We start from the raw sequence: 19,154 nt of genomic DNA on the forward strand, positions 1-19,154 counted from the left end.
CTTGTCAATGACACCGGTTTCCATTACCCCGTCCAATCGAGAACAGAGTGAGGGGTGGATGAGTAATTTGGACGCGATCGCGCAGGCCTTTGTCACGGCGCGCCGCACGGCCACCGGATTGCCCGACTATCCCGGTACGCCCCCCGCCTCGCTGGACGATGCCTATGCGATCCAGGACCGGGCGCGCCTGCTGACGGGTGGCGAGGTCGCCGGCTGGAAGGTCGGCCGGATCAACCCGCCGCTCGACGGGCAGCTCGGCACCAATCGCCTCGCCGGCCCGATCTTCACCGACAGCGTCCGTGACGGCACCAGTGAAAACCCGGTCATGTCCGTCTTCGCCGATGGTTTCGCGGCCGGTGAGGCCGAATTCCTGCTGCGCGTTGCCCGCGCGCCCGATCCGGCCAAGACCAGTTATACGATGGAGGAAGCCGCCGACCTGATCGACGCGGTGCATGTCGGGATCGAGGTGGCGAGTTCGCCCTTCCCCGGAATCAACGCGCTCGGCCCGTTGGTGACGATCTCTGACTTCGGCAACAATTACGGCCTCGTCGTCGGTGACGCGATCGCCGACTGGCGCAGCCTCGACTTCATCGATTGGCCGGTGACGCTGTCGATCGACGGCGTCGAGGCGGGTGCGGCAACGGCGCGCGCGATGCTCGACGGACCGGTCGGCGCGGCGCGCTTCCTGTTCGAAAGCACGGCCGCGCGCGGCGTCGCGCTGACGGCGGGGCAGTGGATTTCGTCGGGAGCGGTAACCGGTGTACATGAGGTGCCTGTCGGCGCCACCGTCACCGCGACCTTCAAGGACATGCGGGTGAGCTGCTCGATCGAAGCGGCCAGGCCTCGATAAACCCGACCCCGGCCACCGGGGCGGTAACAGGAGAAGACTGAATGGACGCGAGCCAGGCTGAGGGCATCCGCACGGCGGCCGCCGCAAAGGCGGGGCGGTACCGCTGGATGATCGTCGCGCTGCTGTTCGCGGCCACGGTCATCAACTATATCGACCGGCAGATGATCGGCGTGCTCAAGCCCACGCTGATGCAGGACCTCCACTGGTCCGAACGCGATTTCGCCAGCGTCATCATCTGGTTCCAGATCGCCTATGCGATTGGTTACATCGGCTTCGGCAAGTTCGTCGACATGGTCGGCGCGCGCGTGGGCTATGCGGTTGCCTTCGTCATCTGGCAGCTCGCGCATATCGCGCATGGCGGCGCCTATTCGATGACCCAGTTCGCGATGGCGCGCTTTGGCCTGGGCATCGGCGAATCCGGTAACTTCCCCGCGGGCATCAAGGCGGTGACCGAGTGGTTCCCGGCCAAGGAGCGCGCCTTCGCGATCGGCGTGTTCAACGCCGGCGCCAATATCGGAGCGGTGATCACGCCGCTGGTCGTGCCGCTGATGGTCATCGCCTGGGGCTGGCGCATGGCGTTCGTGGTCACCGGCGTGATCAGCTTCGTGTGGCTGATCGCCTGGTGGGCGATGTACCGCTCGCCCCGCCAGCACCCCAAGGTCAGCGAAGGCGAACTCGCCTGGATCGAGCAGGACCCAGCCGATCCGGTCACACCGATCGGCTATGGCACCGTGCTGACCCGCCGCGAGACCTGGGCCTATTCGCTGGGGAAATTCTTCATCGACCCGATCTGGTGGTTCTTCCTGTTCTGGCTGCCGGGCTATCTGTTCAAGCAATATGACCTCAATCTGCTGACCTTCGGTATCCCGCTCGCGGCGATCTACCTGATCTCCGACGTCGGCAGCGTGTTCGGCGGCTGGATGTCGTCGCGGCTGATGAAGGCCGGCAAGTCGGCGAACTATGCGCGCAAGGTGACGATGTTCGTCTGCGCCTGCCTGGTCCTGCCGGTGGTGTTCGCCGAATCGATCAGCAGCGTTTGGCTGGCCGTGCTGGTGATCGGCGTCGCGACCGCGGGGCACCAAGCGTTCTCGGCCAACCTCTATGCGCTGCCTTCCGACCTGTTCCCGCGCGGCGCGGTCGGGTCGGTGGTCGGCATCGGCGGCACGGTCGGCGCAGTCGGCGGCATCCTGATGGCCTTCTATGCCGGCGAGATCCTCGATCGCCTCGGCGTCTATTGGCCGCTTTTCTGGGTCGCGGGCAGCGCGTACTTCGTGGCGCTGCTGGTAGTTCACCTGCTTTCGCCCCGGCTTGAGCCGGTGAAAGTGGACACTGGCGCTTGATATTATCTGTCCGTAGTCCCGCTTTGGGCGCAATGAAGCAATGCTCTCATTGCGCCCGTCGCAGGAACGGGGCAATCACTGTCCTATGACGGCAACACTCAAGCTCGACGCGTTCCTTCCCTATCGCCTTTCGGTGGCGTCCAACCGCGTTTCGGGCGCCATCGCCGGCGCCTATCAGGCCCTGTTCGGCCTGCGCATTCCCGAATGGCGGTTGGTCACGGTGCTCGCTGAATTCGGGGCGATGAGCCAGCAGTCGCTGTGCGGCCATACTCAGATGGACAAGGTGACGGTCAGCCGCGCCGCGATCTCGCTGTACGAGCGCGGCCTCGTCACCCGTACCCCCAATCCCGACGATCAGCGCTCGCACCTGCTCGAGCTCAGCATCGACGGCTGGGCGCTGTATCGCCAGGTCGCGCCCAAGGCGCTGGAGCTGGAGCGCCGCATCTTCGAAAGCCTGTCCGACGCGGAGCAGGCGCAACTGCGCAGCATGCTCGAGCGAGTAGAGGGCGTGGCGGCGTCGATCGGAACGGGGGGTTGATCGTGGACCCCCATCTCGCCTAATCGGGCAATCCCTCCCCAGGGCCAGATTGAGCTTACCCAGGAGGAGTTTCGCATGACCGCTTACGTGACGCGCGCCGGACTTTCGGTGGCGGAGCCGCTCGCCCGCTTCATCGAGGAGCGCGTGCTGCCCGGACCGGGCATTGCGGCGGATGCGTTCTGGAGCGGCACGGCGGCGATCTTCGCCCGCTTCGCGCCGCGAAACCATGCCCTGCTCAACACGCGCGATTTGCTTCAGGCGCAGATTGACGCCTGGTGCGCGGCGGATCCGGTGCGTGCCGCCGACCCCGCGGCACAGGAAGGCTTCCTGCGGTCGATCGGCTATCTGGTCGACGAACCGGGCGACTTCGCCGTCACCACCGCCAATGTCGATGCGGAGATCGCGACGATGGCCGGGCCGCAACTGGTGGTGCCCGCGCTTAACGCCCGCTTCGTCCTCAATGCGGCGAACGCGCGCTGGGGCAGCCTGTACGACGCGCTCTACGGGACCGATGCGCTCCCGGGTGCAGCGAAACCGGGCGGCTATGACGCCGACCGTGGCGCTCAGGTGATCGCGGCGGCCAAGGCCTTTCTCGACGAGGCGGTGCCGCTCACCGGCATGAAATGGGCGGACTTCGCGGGCGGCGATCTGCCGCTTGCCGATCCGGGCCAGCTTGTCGGCTCGCGCGGCGATTCTTTGCTTTTTCGCCACAACGGCCTGCATCTCGAAGTCGTGATCGATCGCGGCTCCGTGATCGGCGGCGGCGATCCTGCGGGCATCGCCGACGTGCTGCTCGAATCGGCGCTGACCACCATCGTCGATCTTGAGGATTCGATCGCGGCGGTCGATGCGGACGACAAGGTCGCCGCCTATACCAACTGGCTCGGCCTGATGCGCGGCGACCTGACCGAGACGTTCGACAAGGGCGGCAAGACGCTGACCCGGCGCCTCGCCGAAGATCGCGTCTATCAACGCCCCTTCGCTGGCGACCTGACCCTGCCCGGCCGCAGCTTGCTCTTCGTGCGCAATGTCGGCCATCTGATGACCACACCCGCGGTGATGATCGACGGTGCCGAAGCGCCCGAAGGCATTCTCGACGCGATCGTCACCAGCGCCATCGCGCTGCACGACCTCAAGGGGCTGGGAGCGCGCGGCAACAGCCGCGCCGGCAGCGTCTATATCGTCAAGCCCAAGATGCACGGGCCGGATGAGGCCGCCTTCACCAACGATCTGTTCGATGCGGTCGAGGATCTGCTCGGTCTCGCCCGCCACACGATCAAGGTCGGCGTGATGGACGAGGAGCGGCGCACCTCCGCCAACCTCGCCGCGTGCATCCATGCGGTGAAGGGGCGCATCGCCTTCATCAACACCGGCTTCCTCGACCGCACCGGCGACGAGATCCACACGTCGATGCGCGCCGGGCCGATGATCCCCAAGGCAGAGATGAAGGCGTCGAGCTGGATCAAGGCCTATGAGGACCGCAACGTCCGCATCGGCCTGCGCCATGGCCTGTCGGGCAAGGCGCAGATCGGCAAGGGGATGTGGGCCGCGCCCGACCGCATGGCCGAGATGCTGGAGGCCAAGATCGGTCATCCGCTGAGCGGCGCCAACACCGCCTGGGTGCCGTCGCCCACGGCGGCGACGCTCCACGCGATGCACTATCACAAGGTCGACGTGTTCGCCCGGCAGCAGGAAATCGCGGGGGAGGCGGTGCCGGGCCTCAAGCCGTTGCTCGCGATTCCCGTCGCGCAAGGCCGCAACTGGACGCCCGAAGAGGTCGCGCGCGAGCTCGACAACAATGCCCAGGGCATTCTTGGCTATGTCGTGCGCTGGATCGATCAGGGCGTGGGCTGTTCCAAGGTGCCCGATATCCACGATATCGGCCTCATGGAGGATCGCGCGACGCTGCGGATCAGCTCGCAGCATATGGCGAACTGGTTGCTTCACGGCATCGCGAGCGAGGCGGATGTCGACGCCGCCTTCGCGCGGATGGCGGTGAAGGTCGATGCGCAGAATGCCGGCGATCCACTCTACCGGCCGATGGCCGGGAACGAAGCGACCAGTCTCGCTTTTCAGGCGGCACGCGCGCTGGTGTTCGAGGGCGTCGCCCAGCCCAGCGGCTATACCGAGCCGCTGCTGCACAAATTCCGGGCCGAGGCGAAGGCGCGGGGCGGAAATTAGCGCGGTCCACCGCTTGAACCTTCCCCCGGCTCGCTCGTTGGGTTAGCGAGTGGGTAGGGTCTCGCGATCCCATTGGGAGGACAGGTCAATTTCGGGCGTCGGACTGGGGATCCTGCTGTTGGCGAGCAGCGCGCTGGCACCCATGGCGGCCAGCGCACAGCTCAACGCCAACGTGGGCAAGCCGGGGCAAAGCGCGCCTGCGGACGAGCCGCGATTGCCGCAGGTCCGCCGCTCGGTGCAGCAGTCAGCGCCCACGCCCGACACCAAGCCGATCGTTTCGGACGAGGAATTCGACAAGTCGCTCCCGCCGTTGAGCGACGATATGAACGCTCCGCTTGAGCAGATGAAACCCGCCGATCCGGCGACGCCGCCGGCGGATGTCGTGATCGATCCGCTCGACGTCGATACGCCGCTGGGCCAGGGGCAGAACGAGACCGAGCTGGCCGCTCCGCTGCCGCCGCTCAGCGAATTCGACAGCACGCCGATCGCCGAGGCGATGGTGGTCGATGACGGGGCCGGGGTCGAGATCCGCTATTCGACCCGCGTCACGGGTCTCGACGAACTCAGCCTCGACGACCGGTTCGAGGAGCTATCGGCGCTGGAGGAGGGCGACGGCGTGGCCGCCAACGCCGCGATCATCAGCGCGCGCGCGCGCGAGGACGAGGCGCTGGCCGTGCGGCTGATGAAGACGCTCGGCTATTATGACGCGACGGCGGTGGCGACGATCGATCAGGTTCCCGGAAACGCCCGTCCGATCGCGGTGACGATCGCGGCGGTGCCGGGGCCACTCTACACGCTCGGCGCGATCAAGATCGAAGCCGATCCGACGGTACCGTCCAGCCTGATCGCCGACCATTTCAAGCTCCAGACTGGTGAGCGGATCGACGCCGTGCGCGTGCAGGCGGCGGAGGCCGCGGTCAGCCTCGCGCTGCCGAGGAACGGCTATCCGTTCGCCGAGGTCGGGGAACGCGACATCCTACTCGACGAGGAAACGCACACCGGCGATTATCTGCTGCCCATCACGATCGGTCCGCGCGCGCGCTTCCGTGGGATCACGACCGAGGGGACGCAGGCCTTCGACGTGAAGCATATCGACGTGCTGAAGCGCTTCGATCGCGACCAGCTCTACGACAGCAGCAAGGTCGACGATTTGCGCGATGCCCTGGTCGCGACCAGCCTGTTCTCGACCGTCTCGGTCGAACCGGTGAAGACCGGGGAGAAGGGCGCGGACGGCACCGAATATGTCGATCTGCTGGTCAAGCAGACCGCCGGACCGCCGCGCACGCTGGCGGGCGAGCTCGGTTTCTCGACCGGGCAGGGGCTGCGCGCCGAGGTCAGCTGGACGCACCGCAACCTGTTCCCGCCCGAAGGCGCGCTGATTCTGAGCGGGGTCGCGGGCACGCAGGAGCAGGGAGCGTCGGCGACCATGCGCCGCTCCAATGCCGGGCGGCGCGACCGCACCTTCCAGCTCTTCGCTTCCGCGAAACGTACGGATGTCGAGGCGTTCACCGGCCTCACCGGCACGCTCGGCGCGCGCGTCTCCTATGATTCGACGCCGATCTGGCAGAAGCCGCTGACCTATAGCTATGGCGTCGAGCTGATCGGAACGAGCGAGGACCGCTATGATTTCGACCGCGGCGAGCGTCGCCGCGGCGCTTATTTCATCGCCGCGCTGCCGTTGTTCGCGGGGTGGGACAAGTCCGACGATCTGCTCAACCCGACACGCGGCTTCCGCGTGAAGCTCAACCTCAGTCCCGAAACATCGGTGCGCGGCGCGGTCCGCCCCTATGCGCGCGCGACGGTTGAGGGGACGATCTACCAGCCCGTCATGGACAGCATCGTGCTCGCCGGCCGTGCCCGCTTCGGCACGATCCAGGGGATCGAACGCAACGACATGGCGCCCTCGCGGCGCTTCTATGCCGGCGGTGGCGGATCGGTGCGCGGCTTCGGCTATCAGGAACTGGGTCCGCGCGCGCCCGACGGCAAGCCGATCGGCGGCCGCAGCTTCAATGAATTCGCGATCGAGGCGCGCTACCGCTTCGGCGATTTCGGGATCGTCCCGTTCGTCGATGCGGGACAGGTTTATGAGGGCGGCCTGCCCAAGCTGACCGATATGCGGTTCGGTTTCGGTGTCGGCGCGCGAATGTACACCAGCTTCGGCCCGCTGCGCCTCGACGTCGCGACCCCGATCAACCGCAAGCCGGGCGAGTCCAAGGTCGCGCTCTACATCTCGATCGGGCAGGCCTTTTGATGGCCGACGAGGCGATCCAGCCCGAATCTGAAATGGCGGTGGCCCGCGCGCCCGTGTGGCAGCGCATCGCCAAATGGATGGCGATCGTGCTGCTGGGCTTGGCCGCGCTCGTCGCGTTTGCGATCTTCGGCCTCAATACCAGCCCCGGAAAGCGCTTCGTCGCCGACCAGATCGGGAAATACGCCACCGAAAGCGGGATCAACATCAAGGTCGGCCGGATCGAGGGATCGATCTACGGCGCGATGGTGCTGCGCGATGTGCGCATCAGCGATTCCAAGGGGGTGTTTGCGACCTCGCCCTCGATCGCGGTCGATTGGCGGCCCTTCGCCTATCTTAACAACCATGTCGACATCCGCTCGGCGACCAGCCCGCTGGTCCAGGTCGCGCGCCTGCCGGAGTTGAAGCCGGGCGACCCGAACGCGCCCTATCTCCCCGATCTCGACATCGATATCGGCCGCATCCGCGTCGAGCGGCTGGTGCTCGACCCGCCGGTCGCGGGCAAACGCTATGTCGCCACGCTGAGTGGCGAGGCGTCGATCGCCGATCGGCGCGCGCGCGTGATCGCCAACGGGCGCACGCTCGGGCGGCAGGGCGGCGATCTCGTTACATTGGTGCTGGACGCCGTGCCCGACGCGAACAAGCTCGACATGCGCGCGGATCTCAACGCCCCGGCGGACGGGCTGGTTGCCGGACTGTCCGGGCTCAAGGCGCCGCTCGCCGCCCGTCTCGATGGCCGCGGCAGCTGGAACGATTGGCAGGGGCGCGCCACCGGCATGCTCGGCGGCGCGCCGCTCGCCGATCTCGGTGTCACCGCGCGCAAGGGCGTGTTTCAGGTACGCGGGACGGCACAGCCCGGCCTGATCCTGAAAGGGCCGGTCGAGCGGCTGACCGCGCCCAACCTGCAGATCGCGCTCGACGCGACGCTCGATCAGCGGCGCATCGATACGCGGCTCCGGCTGCGTTCGAAGGCGATGGCGCTGGCGACGACCGGGACACTCGACCTCGGCAAGAACGCGTTCGACCAATTCCGGGTGGTGGGAACCCTGCTGACCCCCGGTGCGATCGCGCCCAATCTCAACGGCCGCTCTGTGACCGGCGCGGTCGCGTTGAACGGTCCGTTCGCGACGCCGGTGGTGGACTACAAGCTTCAGGCCGCCGCGCTGGGCTTTGGCGAGACGGTGGTCGAGGGTCTCTATGCCGAGGGGCTGGCGCGGGTGAATGCCGACCGCATCCTGGTGCCGGTCAAGGCGCGCGCGAAGCGGGTTTCCGGCCTCAACGCCGCCGCGGGGGGCTTGCTCACCAATGTCACGCTGGCGGGCGATCTGGCGATCACGGGACCGCAGATCCTGTCGGAGAATCTGCGCATCCGCTCGGACCGGATCGACGCGACCGCGATCATCGCCGCCAACATCGCCACCGGCCGCTATGCCGGTGCCCTCAAGGGACGCGTCAACGACTACAAGATCGACTCCATCGGCATCGTCAACCTGACCACCGATGCCAACCTCTATGCCGCGCCAGGCGGGGGCTGGGGGATCAAGGGACGGATCGTCGGACGCAGTACAAGGCTGTTCAACGCCGGTGTCCGCGACTTCCTGGGTGGCAACGCGGTGATGAGCGTCGATGTCGGCTTGAACCCCAGCGGGATCATCACCTTCTCCAATCTCAAGCTCTCCGCGCCGCAGCTCACGGTCGTTCGCGGCTCGGGAAGCTATGATCCCGCCGGGCCGCTGCGGCTCAATGCCGACGGCGTGTCCAAGGCCTATGGCCCGCTGTTCGCGCGGGTGACGGGCACGCTCTACGCGCCGGTGATCGACCTGCGTGCGCCGAAGCCGGGGATGGGCGTGGGCCTCGCCGATCTGGAGGCGCGCATCCGTGGGCAGGGCGATGCCTATGCGATCACCGCCAAGGGCGGGACGAGCTACGGCCCGTTCACCGCCGACGTGCTGGTGCGCATGGGGCAGGCAATGACGGTGGACGTGCGCACCGCGCGGTTCGCCGGAACCGACATCACCGGCAAACTGACCCAGACCGCCGCCGGGCCGTTCGCGGGGGCGTTGACGTTCGTCGGATCGGGCATCAACGGCAATGTTGATCTGAGCGCACAGGGCAAATACCAGCAGGCAGTGGTGCGTGCGACCGCGGCGAACGCCAAGATCCCCGGCGATCTCGAATTCACCATCGGCCGCGCCATCGTCAACGCGACCGTCGTGCTCTACGACGATGCGCCCGCAATCACCGGCGAAGCGCAGATCGCCAATCTGCGGCGGGGCGATTTCGTGCTCGCGCGTGCGCGCGGGAAGATCGACTATCGCGGCGGCAACGGGACGGCTCAGGCATTCGCCGAAGGGTCGTCGGGCGTGCCGTTCCGTGTCGGCGCCAATGCCGCATTCGCGCCTGATCTGTGGCGCGTCGCCCTGTCCGGCCGCGCGAACAATATCGGCTTCAAGACGCCACAGGCGGCACGCATCGCGGTGAGCGATCCGGGCTATCGGCTCGCCCCGACCCAGATCGACTTCGACCGCGGCAGCGCGCGCATCGCCGGGAACTGGGGCGACGGGCTGGCGCTGCAGGCGCGCCTCGACAAGCTCGATCTGGCGATCGCCAATGCCTTTTCGCCAGGGCTGGGGATTGGCGGCAGCGCGACCGGTTCGCTCGACTTCCGTCAGGCCAGCGACGGCAGCTTCCCCAACGCGATCGCGCGGCTCAACGTCGACGGATTCAACCGCTCGAGCCTCGCCGGTGTCTCGACCCCGGTGGACATCGCGTTCGTCGGCCGGTTGCTGCCCGAAGGCGGCGATGCGCGCGCCGTGATCAAGCGCGGCCAGACGACGATCGGGCGGATGATCGCGACACTCCAGCCGCTCGGCCCCGGCGCGACCTGGAGCGAACGGCTGATGGCGGCGCCGCTGGCGGGCGGCATCCGCTATAACGGCCCGTCGGCGGTACTCTTCTCGCTCGCCGGATTCACCAACCAGTCGGTCGCCGGGCCGATCTCGGTCGCGGCCGACTTCTCGGGCCAGTTGCGTGCCCCGCAACTGACCGGCCAACTGCGCGCCGCGAACCTCACTTATGAGAATGAGACCTGGGGCACGCGCTTGACCCAGATGAAGATCGAGGGGCGGTTCGACAGTGACACGCTCGACATCACCGAGATGAACGCCGTGGCGGGGACCGGCCGGGTGATCGCCACCGGCACCATCGGCCTGTCCTCGGCCGAGGGCTTCCCGATCGACATCACCGCGCGCTTCCGCAACGCCCGGCTGGCGCGCAGCGACGCGCTCGGCGCGACCGCGACCGGACAGCTGCGGATCACCAACGGGCTGGATGGCGGGCTGATCGAGGGGCGGATTATCATTCCCGATGCGCGCTATCAGATCGTCCGTCAGGGCGTGGTCGAGGTGCCCGAGCTGACCGGTGTCTATCGCAAGAGCGAATTGGACGCGGAGGGCAAGCGCCCGGTGCGGCGCAAGCCGATCGGCATCTTCCGCCTCAACGTCGCGGTGGTCGCCGACAACCGGCTGTTCGTGAACGGCATGGGTCTCGAATCCGAATGGAGCGCGCGGATGCAGGTCACCGGCACCTCCGCGGCGCCGGTCGTGACGGGCGAGGCGCGGGTGGTGCGCGGCACCTATAGTTTCGCGAGCCGCCGCTTCGAGCTGACCCGTGGCATCATCAATTTCGAAGGCGGGCCGCTGACGGATCCCAGCATCAACATCTCCGCGAGCACCACGGCGGAGGGGGTAACGGCGATCATCAACATCACCGGTACCGGCCAGCAGCCGCGTATCGCCTTTACCTCGACGCCGTCGCTGCCGCAGGACGAGGTGCTGTCGCGCCTGCTGTTCGGAAGCTCGGTGACGAACCTGTCGGCAACGGAGGCGATCCAGCTCGCCGCCGCGCTCAACTCGCTGCGCGCCTCGGGCGGGCTCGGCCCACTCGGCCAGCTGCGCTCGGCGACGGGGATCGACCGGCTGCGCATTCTGGGTGAGGACGACACCACCGGTCGCGGCATGGCGCTGGCGGCGGGCCAGTATCTGACCGACAATATCTATGTCGAGATCATCACCGACGCGCGCGGCTATACCGCCGTCCAGCTCGAGATCGCCCTGACCCGCGCGCTCAGCCTGCTGACGCAAGTGGGATCGTCCGGCGGGTCGCGCGCGGGCCTCAAATATTCGAAGGACTATTAGCGGGTTCGGACGCCATCGCCCCAGCCCGTCCCCCGGCCTTGTGCCGGGAGCCACTGCACCGCGCCGGAGACCGTCGAGCCTCTTGTCCCACGCCTGCCCCCCGGTGGACCCTGGCACAAGGCGGGGGTGACGGGTTGGTGTAAGTACAGGGCGTGGAGTTTTCCTACATCACTGCATTCGGCTATGCCCAGCCCATGCGCCAGTTCAAGCCATGTCCGGTCGACCTCCCGTGCATGACACGTGTCAACTTGACGCGAAAAACATGCGTTTCGCGTCAGCTTTGTCAATTAAGTGAACGATCGAGTTCAGTAATGTCGACGGCGCGTCAACTGCTCATGGACAACGGCATTGCACTTAACTTACACAAGTGTAAGTATCTGCCTGGGAGAGGCGAATGACCGAGCATTTCGATGTCGTGGTGGTGGGCGCGGGGATCTCGGGCATCGGCGCGGGCTATTTTCTCCAGCGTGACTGCCCTGACCGCAGCTATGTGATTCTGGAAGGGCGCGAGCGGATCGGCGGGACCTGGGACCTGTTTCGCTATCCGGGCATCCGTTCCGACAGCGACATGTACACGCTCGGCTACAGCTTCCGTCCCTGGACGCAGGCGAAGGCGATTGCCGATGGCCCGTCGATCCTGCGCTATCTCGACCAGACCGCCCATGATCATGGGATCGACAAGCATATCCGCCACCAGCATCGCGTGACCGGCGCGAGCTGGTCGACGGCGGATGCGCGCTGGACGGTCAGCGTCGAGCGGGGGCCGGATAAGGATCCGGTGACGTTCACCTGCAGCTTCCTCTTCATGTGCTCAGGCTATTACAACTACGCCGCCGGCTACCTCCCGGAGTTTGCGGGGCGCGACCGGTTCAAGGGCGACATTGTTCATCCGCAGCATTGGCCCGAATCCCTCGATTATGCCGGCAAGCGCGTGGTGGTGATCGGATCGGGCGCGACCGCGGTGACGTTGGTGCCGGAAATGGCGAAGACCGCCGCGCATGTGACGATGCTCCAGCGCTCGCCCACCTATATCGTCGCGCGCCCGTCCGAGGACGGCATCGCCAACTGGCTGCGCGCCAAGCTCCCCGGCACGCTTGCCTATCGTCTGACCCGGCTCAAGAACATCTCGCTCGGTCAGTTCTTCTACCGGATCGCCCGCAAGAAGCCGGAAAAGACCAAGGAGCGGCTGATCCAGATGGTCCGCGCCGAACTTGGCGACGACTATGACGTCGCGACCCATTTCACGCCGCGCTACAATCCGTGGGACCAGCGCATCTGTCTGGTCCCCGATGCCGATCTGTTCGCATCGATTCGCGATGGTGCCGCGTCGGTCGTCACCGACCAGATCGAGACGTTCGAGGAAGACGGCATCCGCCTCAAGTCTGGCGAGCTGCTCCCTGCCGACGTCATCGTCACCGCGACCGGCCTCAACATGCAGCTGATGAGTGGCATCCCGTTCACGGTCGACGGGGTGCTCGCCGATCCGGCCAAGTCGCTGGGTTACAAGGCGATGATGTACTCGGACATCCCGAACCTTGCCTCCAGCTTCGGCTATACCAACGCCAGCTGGACGCTGAAGTCGGACCTGACCGCCGCCTATGTCGCGCGCCTGCTCAATGTGATGAAGAAGCGCGGCATGCGCCAGGCGACGCCGCGCATCGCGGGCGATGTCGAGCCGGAGCCGTTCCTCGATTTCACCTCTGGCTATGTCCAGCGCGGAATGGACAAATTCCCCAAGCAGGGGAATCGCAAGCCGTGGCGGGTCCACCAGAATTACGCGCTCGACCTGGTGGCGCTGCGCTGGGGCGGGATCGATGAAGGCATGGAGTTCTCCAACCCCGAACCCAAGGCAAAGGCCGCTGCCTAGGCGGTGAAGATCGCGCCGTCGCGCACTTCGAGTGGCCATGGGGTGAGCGCGGCGCCGGTGCATGGCCCGCCGACACAGGCGCCGTCATCGATTCGGAACAGCGCGCCGTGCCAGCTGCACTGGATCAGGCCGCGGTCGCCGGTGAGATAGGCGTCGAGCTGCTGGGCAAGGGGGAGGCCCATATGCGGGCAGCGGTCGACATAGCCATGGACGGTGTCACCGCTGCGGACGGCAAATCCGTGGAAGCGGCCCGCCTTCATCTCCAGCACGAAATTGCGTGCGGCGCCGTCGGCGATCAGTTCGATCGGGCCGAGCCGGACGCCCGGCGGGGTCGAGGAAAGGCGTTCGCTCATGCGTGCTGATCTTATCCGGAAACGTTGGATGCGGGAGTGGTGCTTGGGCCACTCCCGCATCCGTTCCTTCCCCCTTTGGAAGGAATTGGGGCCGGGTGGTCCCGGCTCTCCTCTCCAACTCGTCAGGCGTCGGTCTCAGGCGTCGACCTTGATCACGCCGCGGCGGATCTGGTCGAGCTCGATGCTCTCGAACAGCGCCTGGAAATTGCCGTTGCCGAAGCCTTCATTGCCCTTGCGCTGGATGATCTCGAAGAAGATCGGCCCGAACATGTTCTCGGTGAATATCTGGAGCAAAATGCCCTCGTCGCCGACATTGCCGTCGATCAGGATGCGGTTCTTGCGTAGCCGCTCCAGGTCCTCGCCATGGCCGGGCACGCGCTTGTCGACCAGCTCGTAATAGGTCTCGATCGTGTCCTGCAGCTTGACGCCGCGCGCGCGCAGCCGCTCGACCGTGTCGAAGATGTCCGATGTGGTCAGCGCGAGATGCTGGATGCCCTCGCCCTTATATTCGCGGATGAACTCCTCGATCTGGCTCTTGTCGTCCTGGCTCTCGTTGAGCGGGATGCGGATCGCCTTGTCGGGGGCGATCATCGCCTGGCTGAACAGGCCGGTCGCCTGGCCCTTGATGTCGAAATACTTTTGCTCCTCGAACCCGAAGAGCGTCTTGTAGAACTCGCTCCACACCCGCATCTGCCCGCGGCGGACATTGTGGGTGAGGTGGTCGAGCAGGTCGAGGCCGACGTTGTTGGCAGCCTCAGCCTCCTGCCAGCCGGGGATTTCGGCCCAATTCTCGTACAGATCGTGGCCGTCCTCGATGAAATAGAGGTACGAGCCGCCGATGCCGAGGATCACGGTGTCCTCCTCTTCGGTGCGCTCGGCGCCGTGCGCCAGCGCCCATTCCATCGCCTTCACCGGGTCGGCGACGCGGAACGCCATCGCGCTGGCCGAGGGGCCATGCTCGCCGCGGAACTTTGCCACTCGGCCTGCATCGTCGCGGTTAAGCATCAGGTTGATGCGGCCCTGCTTGTAGCGGGTGATGTTCTTGGTCGGGTGGCGGTGGCTCGCGACGAAGCCGAGCTGCTCGAACTGCGCGGCCATCGCCGCCGGGTCGGGCGAGGTGAATTCGACGAACTCGAAGCCGTTGAGGCCGAGGGGATTGGCAGGGTCGGTCATGGGTTCAGCGCTCCGGAAAACAGGCGCTGAGATTAGACCTGGGTCTAATTGGTGTCAATTGATACTAAATCGAGCCGTCCGGGCTTTGACGCATCTCAGGTCGCTTCCCGTGCTCCGCCCTGGCTGTCGATCGGCAGCAGCAGCGTGACGACGGTGCCGCCCGCTTGTGACGCGATCTCGATCCGGCCGCCGATCGCTTCCGCTCTGCGCGCCTGATTGCCAAGGCCTCGCCCGTCCTTGGTGGAGGTTGCATCGAAGCCATGTCCATTATCGATGATCCCGACCCGGACGAAACCGTCGCGTGCCTCGGTCGTCACCCGGATCTCGCTTGCGCCAGCATGTTTGATGACGTTGGTAAAAGCTTCCTGCAGGATACGAAGGATATGCAGCGAATGGCGCTGGTCGAGCCAGGCGAGCGGCGGCACGTCGCCCACTTCCCACCTTAGCTTGATGCCCGTTGCTTCGAGGCGGGGTTGTAGGCGGAAGCGTAGTGTACCGAGTAGCAATAGGAGGTCGGTCTCGACCGGCTCCATCGAGTCGATGGTGAGTTTGAGGTCGTCGATACAGCCTTTGAGCAGGTCGGCGATTTCACTTTCGTCGATGCGGCCATGCTCGACGACGCGCAGCGCGCTGACCAGCGACGAGCCGAGACCGTCATGCATGTCCTGCATCAGCCGCTGGCGTTCCTGAAACAGCACCTCGCGCCGTTCGATCTCGCGCAGCTTCTCGTGGCTGGCGTTGAGCTCCGCCTCGCGCTCCGCCAGCCGTTCGGCGAGGACGGTATTGGCTCGTTCGACCTCGCTCATCGCGCTTGTGTAGCGGCCCAGCATGATCTGGCAGAAGGCGATGATCAGGCCGATCGCGGCATAGATGTTGAGGAACAGGCCCTCGATATTGACGAGGTTGTTCTGCAGCAGGATGTCGTAACCGCCGAGCAGGACACTGAGCAGGCCCCATCCGGCGAGGACGACGCCTTCGCGCGACTGCACCTGCCAGCTCCGGTACAGGCCGATGCCGAAGGTGAGCGTGCTGAGAATCGCCATGGTCACATAGATCACCGGTGCGATCACCGTCGCATCGAACGTGCCGGCGAAGACGGGCAGCGTGACCAGGCTGCTCACGACCGATATCGTCGCGAGTGCGGCGGTGAGCAGCGGCTGTCGGTGATGGTGGAGCCGGATCAGGAAGAGCTGGACGATCAGGATCATCCACGCGATCGAATTGACCGTGAACCAGCCGAACCAGGCATCGGAGAGCGGCAGCCGGTCCATGCCCATATAGCTGTGCATCACGCGCAGGAAGACGACGACGGTCATCGCCGCGAACAGCAGATAGGGCGTCTCGCGCCGCCGCTTGAGCCACACGAAGAAGGCGAAGACCCCGGTCGCGAGGAACATCGCGGAACCGATATAGGGAAGCTCGGTCTGGAAGAAATTGCGGACCTGATAGGCGGCGCCAAGCTGCGAATAGTCGCCCACCCACATCGATGAGAGCGCGCCGCCCATGCCGCGGACATGGCGGATCCGGATCAGGATCTCGCGCGGCGGCGTGGTCTCCGCTGCATCCTCAAGCGGGATCCACAAGGGGCGGTTCGAGCCGTTCCACTGAAGATTGGCGTGCGACTGGTAGAAGAGCCGGCCGTCGAGATAGATCGCGATCTCGCCGTCGGTCTTCCAGCGCGGAACGTAGAGATAGGAATCGGGCGGTACGGGCCGGGCGGGGTCGAGCTGGAAATGATACCAGCTGGTCCGTGTCGGCAACAGGCCCGCATCGCCGGGCTGGGTCGGAACGCCGGGACGCGGGGCGTGGGGCATGGCGACCGTGCGCCACTCACCGGGGATGCTTCGCCAGTCGATCTGACGCGACGGCGGCGTGTAGCCGTCAGTATCCTGGGTCAGCAGCTGTGCCTGGGTCAGGTGGATTCCGTGCGGCCGGCCGGCAAGCCAGGCGCCGCCGAGGACCAGCAGCAGGATGCCGGCATAGAACAACACGGTGCGCAGATAGCTAGAGAATCCCATGATTCCGGGCTTCGTAGATCGCTTCGGCCTTCGAATGGACTTCGAGCTTTTGGTAGATGCGCCGGACGAAGGTCATCACCGTGTTGCGCGAGACCTGCATCAGATCGGCGATCTCGTCATAGCTGAACCCCTTGGTGATCAGCTCAAGCGCCTCGCGCTCGCGCGGCGAGAGGGGTGAAGCGAGCGGTGACGCCGGGGTTTGCTCGGGCGGCTGCGGTTCGGGATCGGTCGGACGGAAGCGCAAGAGGATCTGGCGCGCGATCCGCGGGCTGATCGGGCTGCCGCCGGCGTGGAGCGCGCGGATCTCATCGGCGATCTTCTTGGCGGAGCTGTCCTTGAGCAGATAGCCCGCCGCCCCCGCCTCGATCGAGGCGATGACATGCTTCTCGTCGGCGAAGGTGGTGCTGACCATGATCCCGCATTGCGGCCAGGCGGCATGTGCCGCGCGAATCACGTCGATCCCCGAACCGTCGGGCAAGCCAAGGTCGACCACCAGCACGTCGAGCGGATCGCCGGCGAGCAGCAGCCGGGCCTGGGCGACATTATGCGCCATCCCGACCAGCCGCATGTCGCCGGTCTCCGCGACCGCGGCGGCGAAGCTGTTCTGGAACGCGACGTCATCCTCGACCAGCGCGACGTTGAGGAGCGGTGGAACGGAAACGGCCATCGGAGCATCCTGGATCGGTCCACGCCTAGTCGCGCGGCCGGAGCGTCGATCGGGCGTACGCGCGCGGACACCCGAACTACGGCCTTGTACCATCGATCCCGCCGGTTTCTGTCGCTAGGAATAGCGACATACGCACGATTTCGCTCGCGTTACAATTTGTTCCGCAGTCCTGGCGGCGTTAGATTTCCGCTTTTGGTCCGGCGGAGAAACGAGTCGCATCATGCCACGCCCGGAACCCCTGACACCCACGTTCGTGGCGGAGCTGGTCGGCGGCGTCTATGAAGCCGCGCTCGACCCTCAGCTGTGGCGCCGGTTCGTCGACCGGATCGAGGCGATCTACCCGGACCTGACCGTGATGCTGTTCAGCCACGAAAGCGCCGGCGCCGGAGGCGATCTCAGCATCGTCGCCAACTATCCCGATGCGGCGCTGCGCGACTATGCGGCCTATTATTTCACCAACAGCCCCTATGTCGATTTCGTGCCGGGCAACCAGGTCGGCCTGCCCACGCGCAGCGAAGCGATCATCGGCGATGCCGAACTGTTCGCGAGCGAGCACTACAACGACTTCATGCGGCCGCATCGGCTGGGCCACTATGGCACCGGCATGGTGCTGGAGCGCGAACCCGAAGGTTGGGCCTCGCTGTCGTTCGGCGATCATCGCGACGACGAGGCTCGCCGCGAGCATCAGATGCGACTGCTGGGTCTGCTCGCGCCGCATCTGCGCCGGGCGTTCAAGCTGCGACGGACGCTGATCGAGGCAGGATCGGCAGCGCGCGCACCGCAGGCGGTGTTCGACGGCTGGGTTCACGCCGCCTTCGTGCTCGGCCGCGACGGGCGTGTCCGGTCGATGAACCGGAGCGCGGAAGCGCTGATCGCGCGCGCCGACGGCGTCACATTGAACCACCATGGCCGGCTGCGCAGCTTCGACGAGCGATGCAGCCGTGCCCTGGACGACGCGATCACCGCGTGCGCCATGCTACCCGAAGGCCCGGTGCGGGGCGACGCCGGTCTTGCCGGTACGATGCTGCCGCGGCGGGACGGTGACGCCCACTATCATGCGATGCTCTGGCCCCTGGTTTCCCCGAGCGAGTTCGGTCTGACCGCGGCGCCGGGTCAGATCCTGCTTGTCGTTTCGGACCCTGACCAGACTCCGCTCAACGCGGTGGCGTGGATCGCGCAGCGGTTCGGCCTTTCTCCGGCCGAGGCGCGGCTGGCTGACGCCGTCATTGGCGGGGTGCCGTTGAACGAGGCGGCGGAGCAGCTGGGCATCCAGCTTTCGACCGCGCGGACGCGGCTGAAGACCATCCAGAGCAAGACCGGCTGCCATCGTCAGCTGGATCTGGTCCGGCTGGCGATGTCGGTTCCATCGATCGGGTTCAGCTAGCGCGAAGCGCGCGCAGCACCACCCCCATATGGGAGCTGTTTCCCATGCCGCTCCCCGCCTAGCCATCCCGCTCCATGCCGTGCCGAGGCCCTTGCACGGCAAGGGGGAGGGGGGCGATGGAAGCTCGAGTCACTTGGCGTAGACCGCTTGCTCGGCCCTCGGCCAGGCGCCCGCGCAAAGGCTTGAATCCAGCATTCCGTAACGTAATTTCGTTTCTGTCACTATTAGTAGCGACAGACGCCCCACTCCACCTGCTGTACCTAGCCCGCGCGGGATCGCTGACGCCGGTGAAGGGGCGCGCGGCGATCCCGCCTGTCCGTTTCCTCAGAATGAAAGCCG

At 66.1% G+C, this 19,154-nt stretch carries 12 protein-coding genes; 8 read left to right on the top strand and 4 right to left on the bottom strand.

Annotated features, from left to right (window positions below; all coding sequences use genetic code 11):
* Nucleotides 1–58 precede the first annotated feature (58 nt).
* From AC07M1_RS03630 to AC07M1_RS03660, 7 genes are all read left to right on the top strand, one after another.
* Nucleotides 59–850 carry a 2-keto-4-pentenoate hydratase gene (locus AC07M1_RS03630; protein WP_495161199.1) on the top strand — a complete coding sequence of 264 codons (792 nt, stop codon included), beginning with the start codon at nucleotides 59–61 and terminating at the stop codon, nucleotides 848–850.
* Between the two features lie 41 nt (nucleotides 851–891).
* Entirely contained in the window at nucleotides 892–2,190 is a 1,299-nt protein-coding gene (locus AC07M1_RS03635; RefSeq protein WP_495161200.1) for an MFS transporter, read from the top strand.
* Nucleotides 2,191–2,275: 85 nt separating this feature from the next.
* Nucleotides 2,276–2,728 carry a MarR family winged helix-turn-helix transcriptional regulator gene (locus tag AC07M1_RS03640; RefSeq protein WP_495161201.1) on the top strand — a complete coding sequence of 151 codons (453 nt, stop codon included), beginning with the start codon at nucleotides 2,276–2,278 and terminating at the stop codon, nucleotides 2,726–2,728.
* A gap of 75 nt (nucleotides 2,729–2,803) precedes the next feature.
* Nucleotides 2,804–4,909 (top strand): malate synthase G, encoded by a 2,106-nt coding sequence (locus tag AC07M1_RS03645; protein ID WP_495161202.1) that lies wholly within the window; start codon nucleotides 2,804–2,806, stop codon nucleotides 4,907–4,909.
* A 118-nt stretch (nucleotides 4,910–5,027) separates the two neighbouring features.
* Nucleotides 5,028–7,160: an autotransporter assembly complex protein TamA gene (locus AC07M1_RS03650; RefSeq protein WP_495161203.1), complete on the top strand. Its 2,133-nt coding sequence runs from the start codon at nucleotides 5,028–5,030 to the stop codon at nucleotides 7,158–7,160.
* On the top strand, nucleotides 7,160–11,353 hold the full coding sequence (locus AC07M1_RS03655) for a translocation/assembly module TamB domain-containing protein (RefSeq protein ID WP_495161204.1): 4,194 nt from the start codon (nucleotides 7,160–7,162) through the stop codon (nucleotides 11,351–11,353). The genes AC07M1_RS03650 and AC07M1_RS03655 overlap by 1 nt, the downstream gene beginning before the upstream one ends.
* A 394-nt stretch (nucleotides 11,354–11,747) precedes the next feature.
* Nucleotides 11,748–13,220: a flavin-containing monooxygenase gene (locus AC07M1_RS03660; RefSeq protein ID WP_495161205.1), complete on the top strand. Its 1,473-nt coding sequence runs from the start codon at nucleotides 11,748–11,750 to the stop codon at nucleotides 13,218–13,220.
* On the opposite strand, the gene AC07M1_RS03665 is transcribed toward AC07M1_RS03660, so the two are convergent.
* The 4 genes from AC07M1_RS03665 to AC07M1_RS03680 form a co-directional block, all read right to left on the bottom strand.
* Nucleotides 13,217–13,573, bottom strand: a complete 357-nt coding sequence (locus AC07M1_RS03665; RefSeq protein ID WP_495161206.1) for a Rieske (2Fe-2S) protein — start codon at nucleotides 13,571–13,573, stop codon at nucleotides 13,217–13,219. The genes AC07M1_RS03660 and AC07M1_RS03665 overlap by 4 nt on opposite strands.
* Nucleotides 13,574–13,708: 135 nt before the next feature.
* On the bottom strand, nucleotides 13,709–14,746 hold the full coding sequence (gene hppD, locus AC07M1_RS03670; RefSeq protein ID WP_495161207.1) for a 4-hydroxyphenylpyruvate dioxygenase: 1,038 nt from the start codon (nucleotides 14,744–14,746) through the stop codon (nucleotides 13,709–13,711).
* Between the two features lie 95 nt (nucleotides 14,747–14,841).
* A complete protein-coding gene (locus AC07M1_RS03675) occupies nucleotides 14,842–16,764 on the bottom strand; it encodes a sensor histidine kinase (protein WP_495161208.1) in 1,923 nt (640 codons plus the stop codon).
* Nucleotides 16,751–17,431: a LuxR C-terminal-related transcriptional regulator gene (locus AC07M1_RS03680; RefSeq protein WP_495161209.1), complete on the bottom strand. Its 681-nt coding sequence runs from the start codon at nucleotides 17,429–17,431 to the stop codon at nucleotides 16,751–16,753. Before AC07M1_RS03680 ends, AC07M1_RS03675 begins: the two co-directional genes overlap by 14 nt.
* 220 nt (nucleotides 17,432–17,651) lie before the next feature.
* Here AC07M1_RS03680 and AC07M1_RS03685 point away from each other — a divergent pair, with 220 nt between their 5' ends.
* Nucleotides 17,652–18,815 (top strand): helix-turn-helix transcriptional regulator, encoded by a 1,164-nt coding sequence (locus tag AC07M1_RS03685; protein WP_495161210.1) that lies wholly within the window; start codon nucleotides 17,652–17,654, stop codon nucleotides 18,813–18,815.
* The last annotated feature ends 339 nt before the right edge of the window (nucleotides 18,816–19,154 follow it).

Source organism: Sphingomonas sp. GW821-FHT10C01 (genome assembly GCF_059415525.1).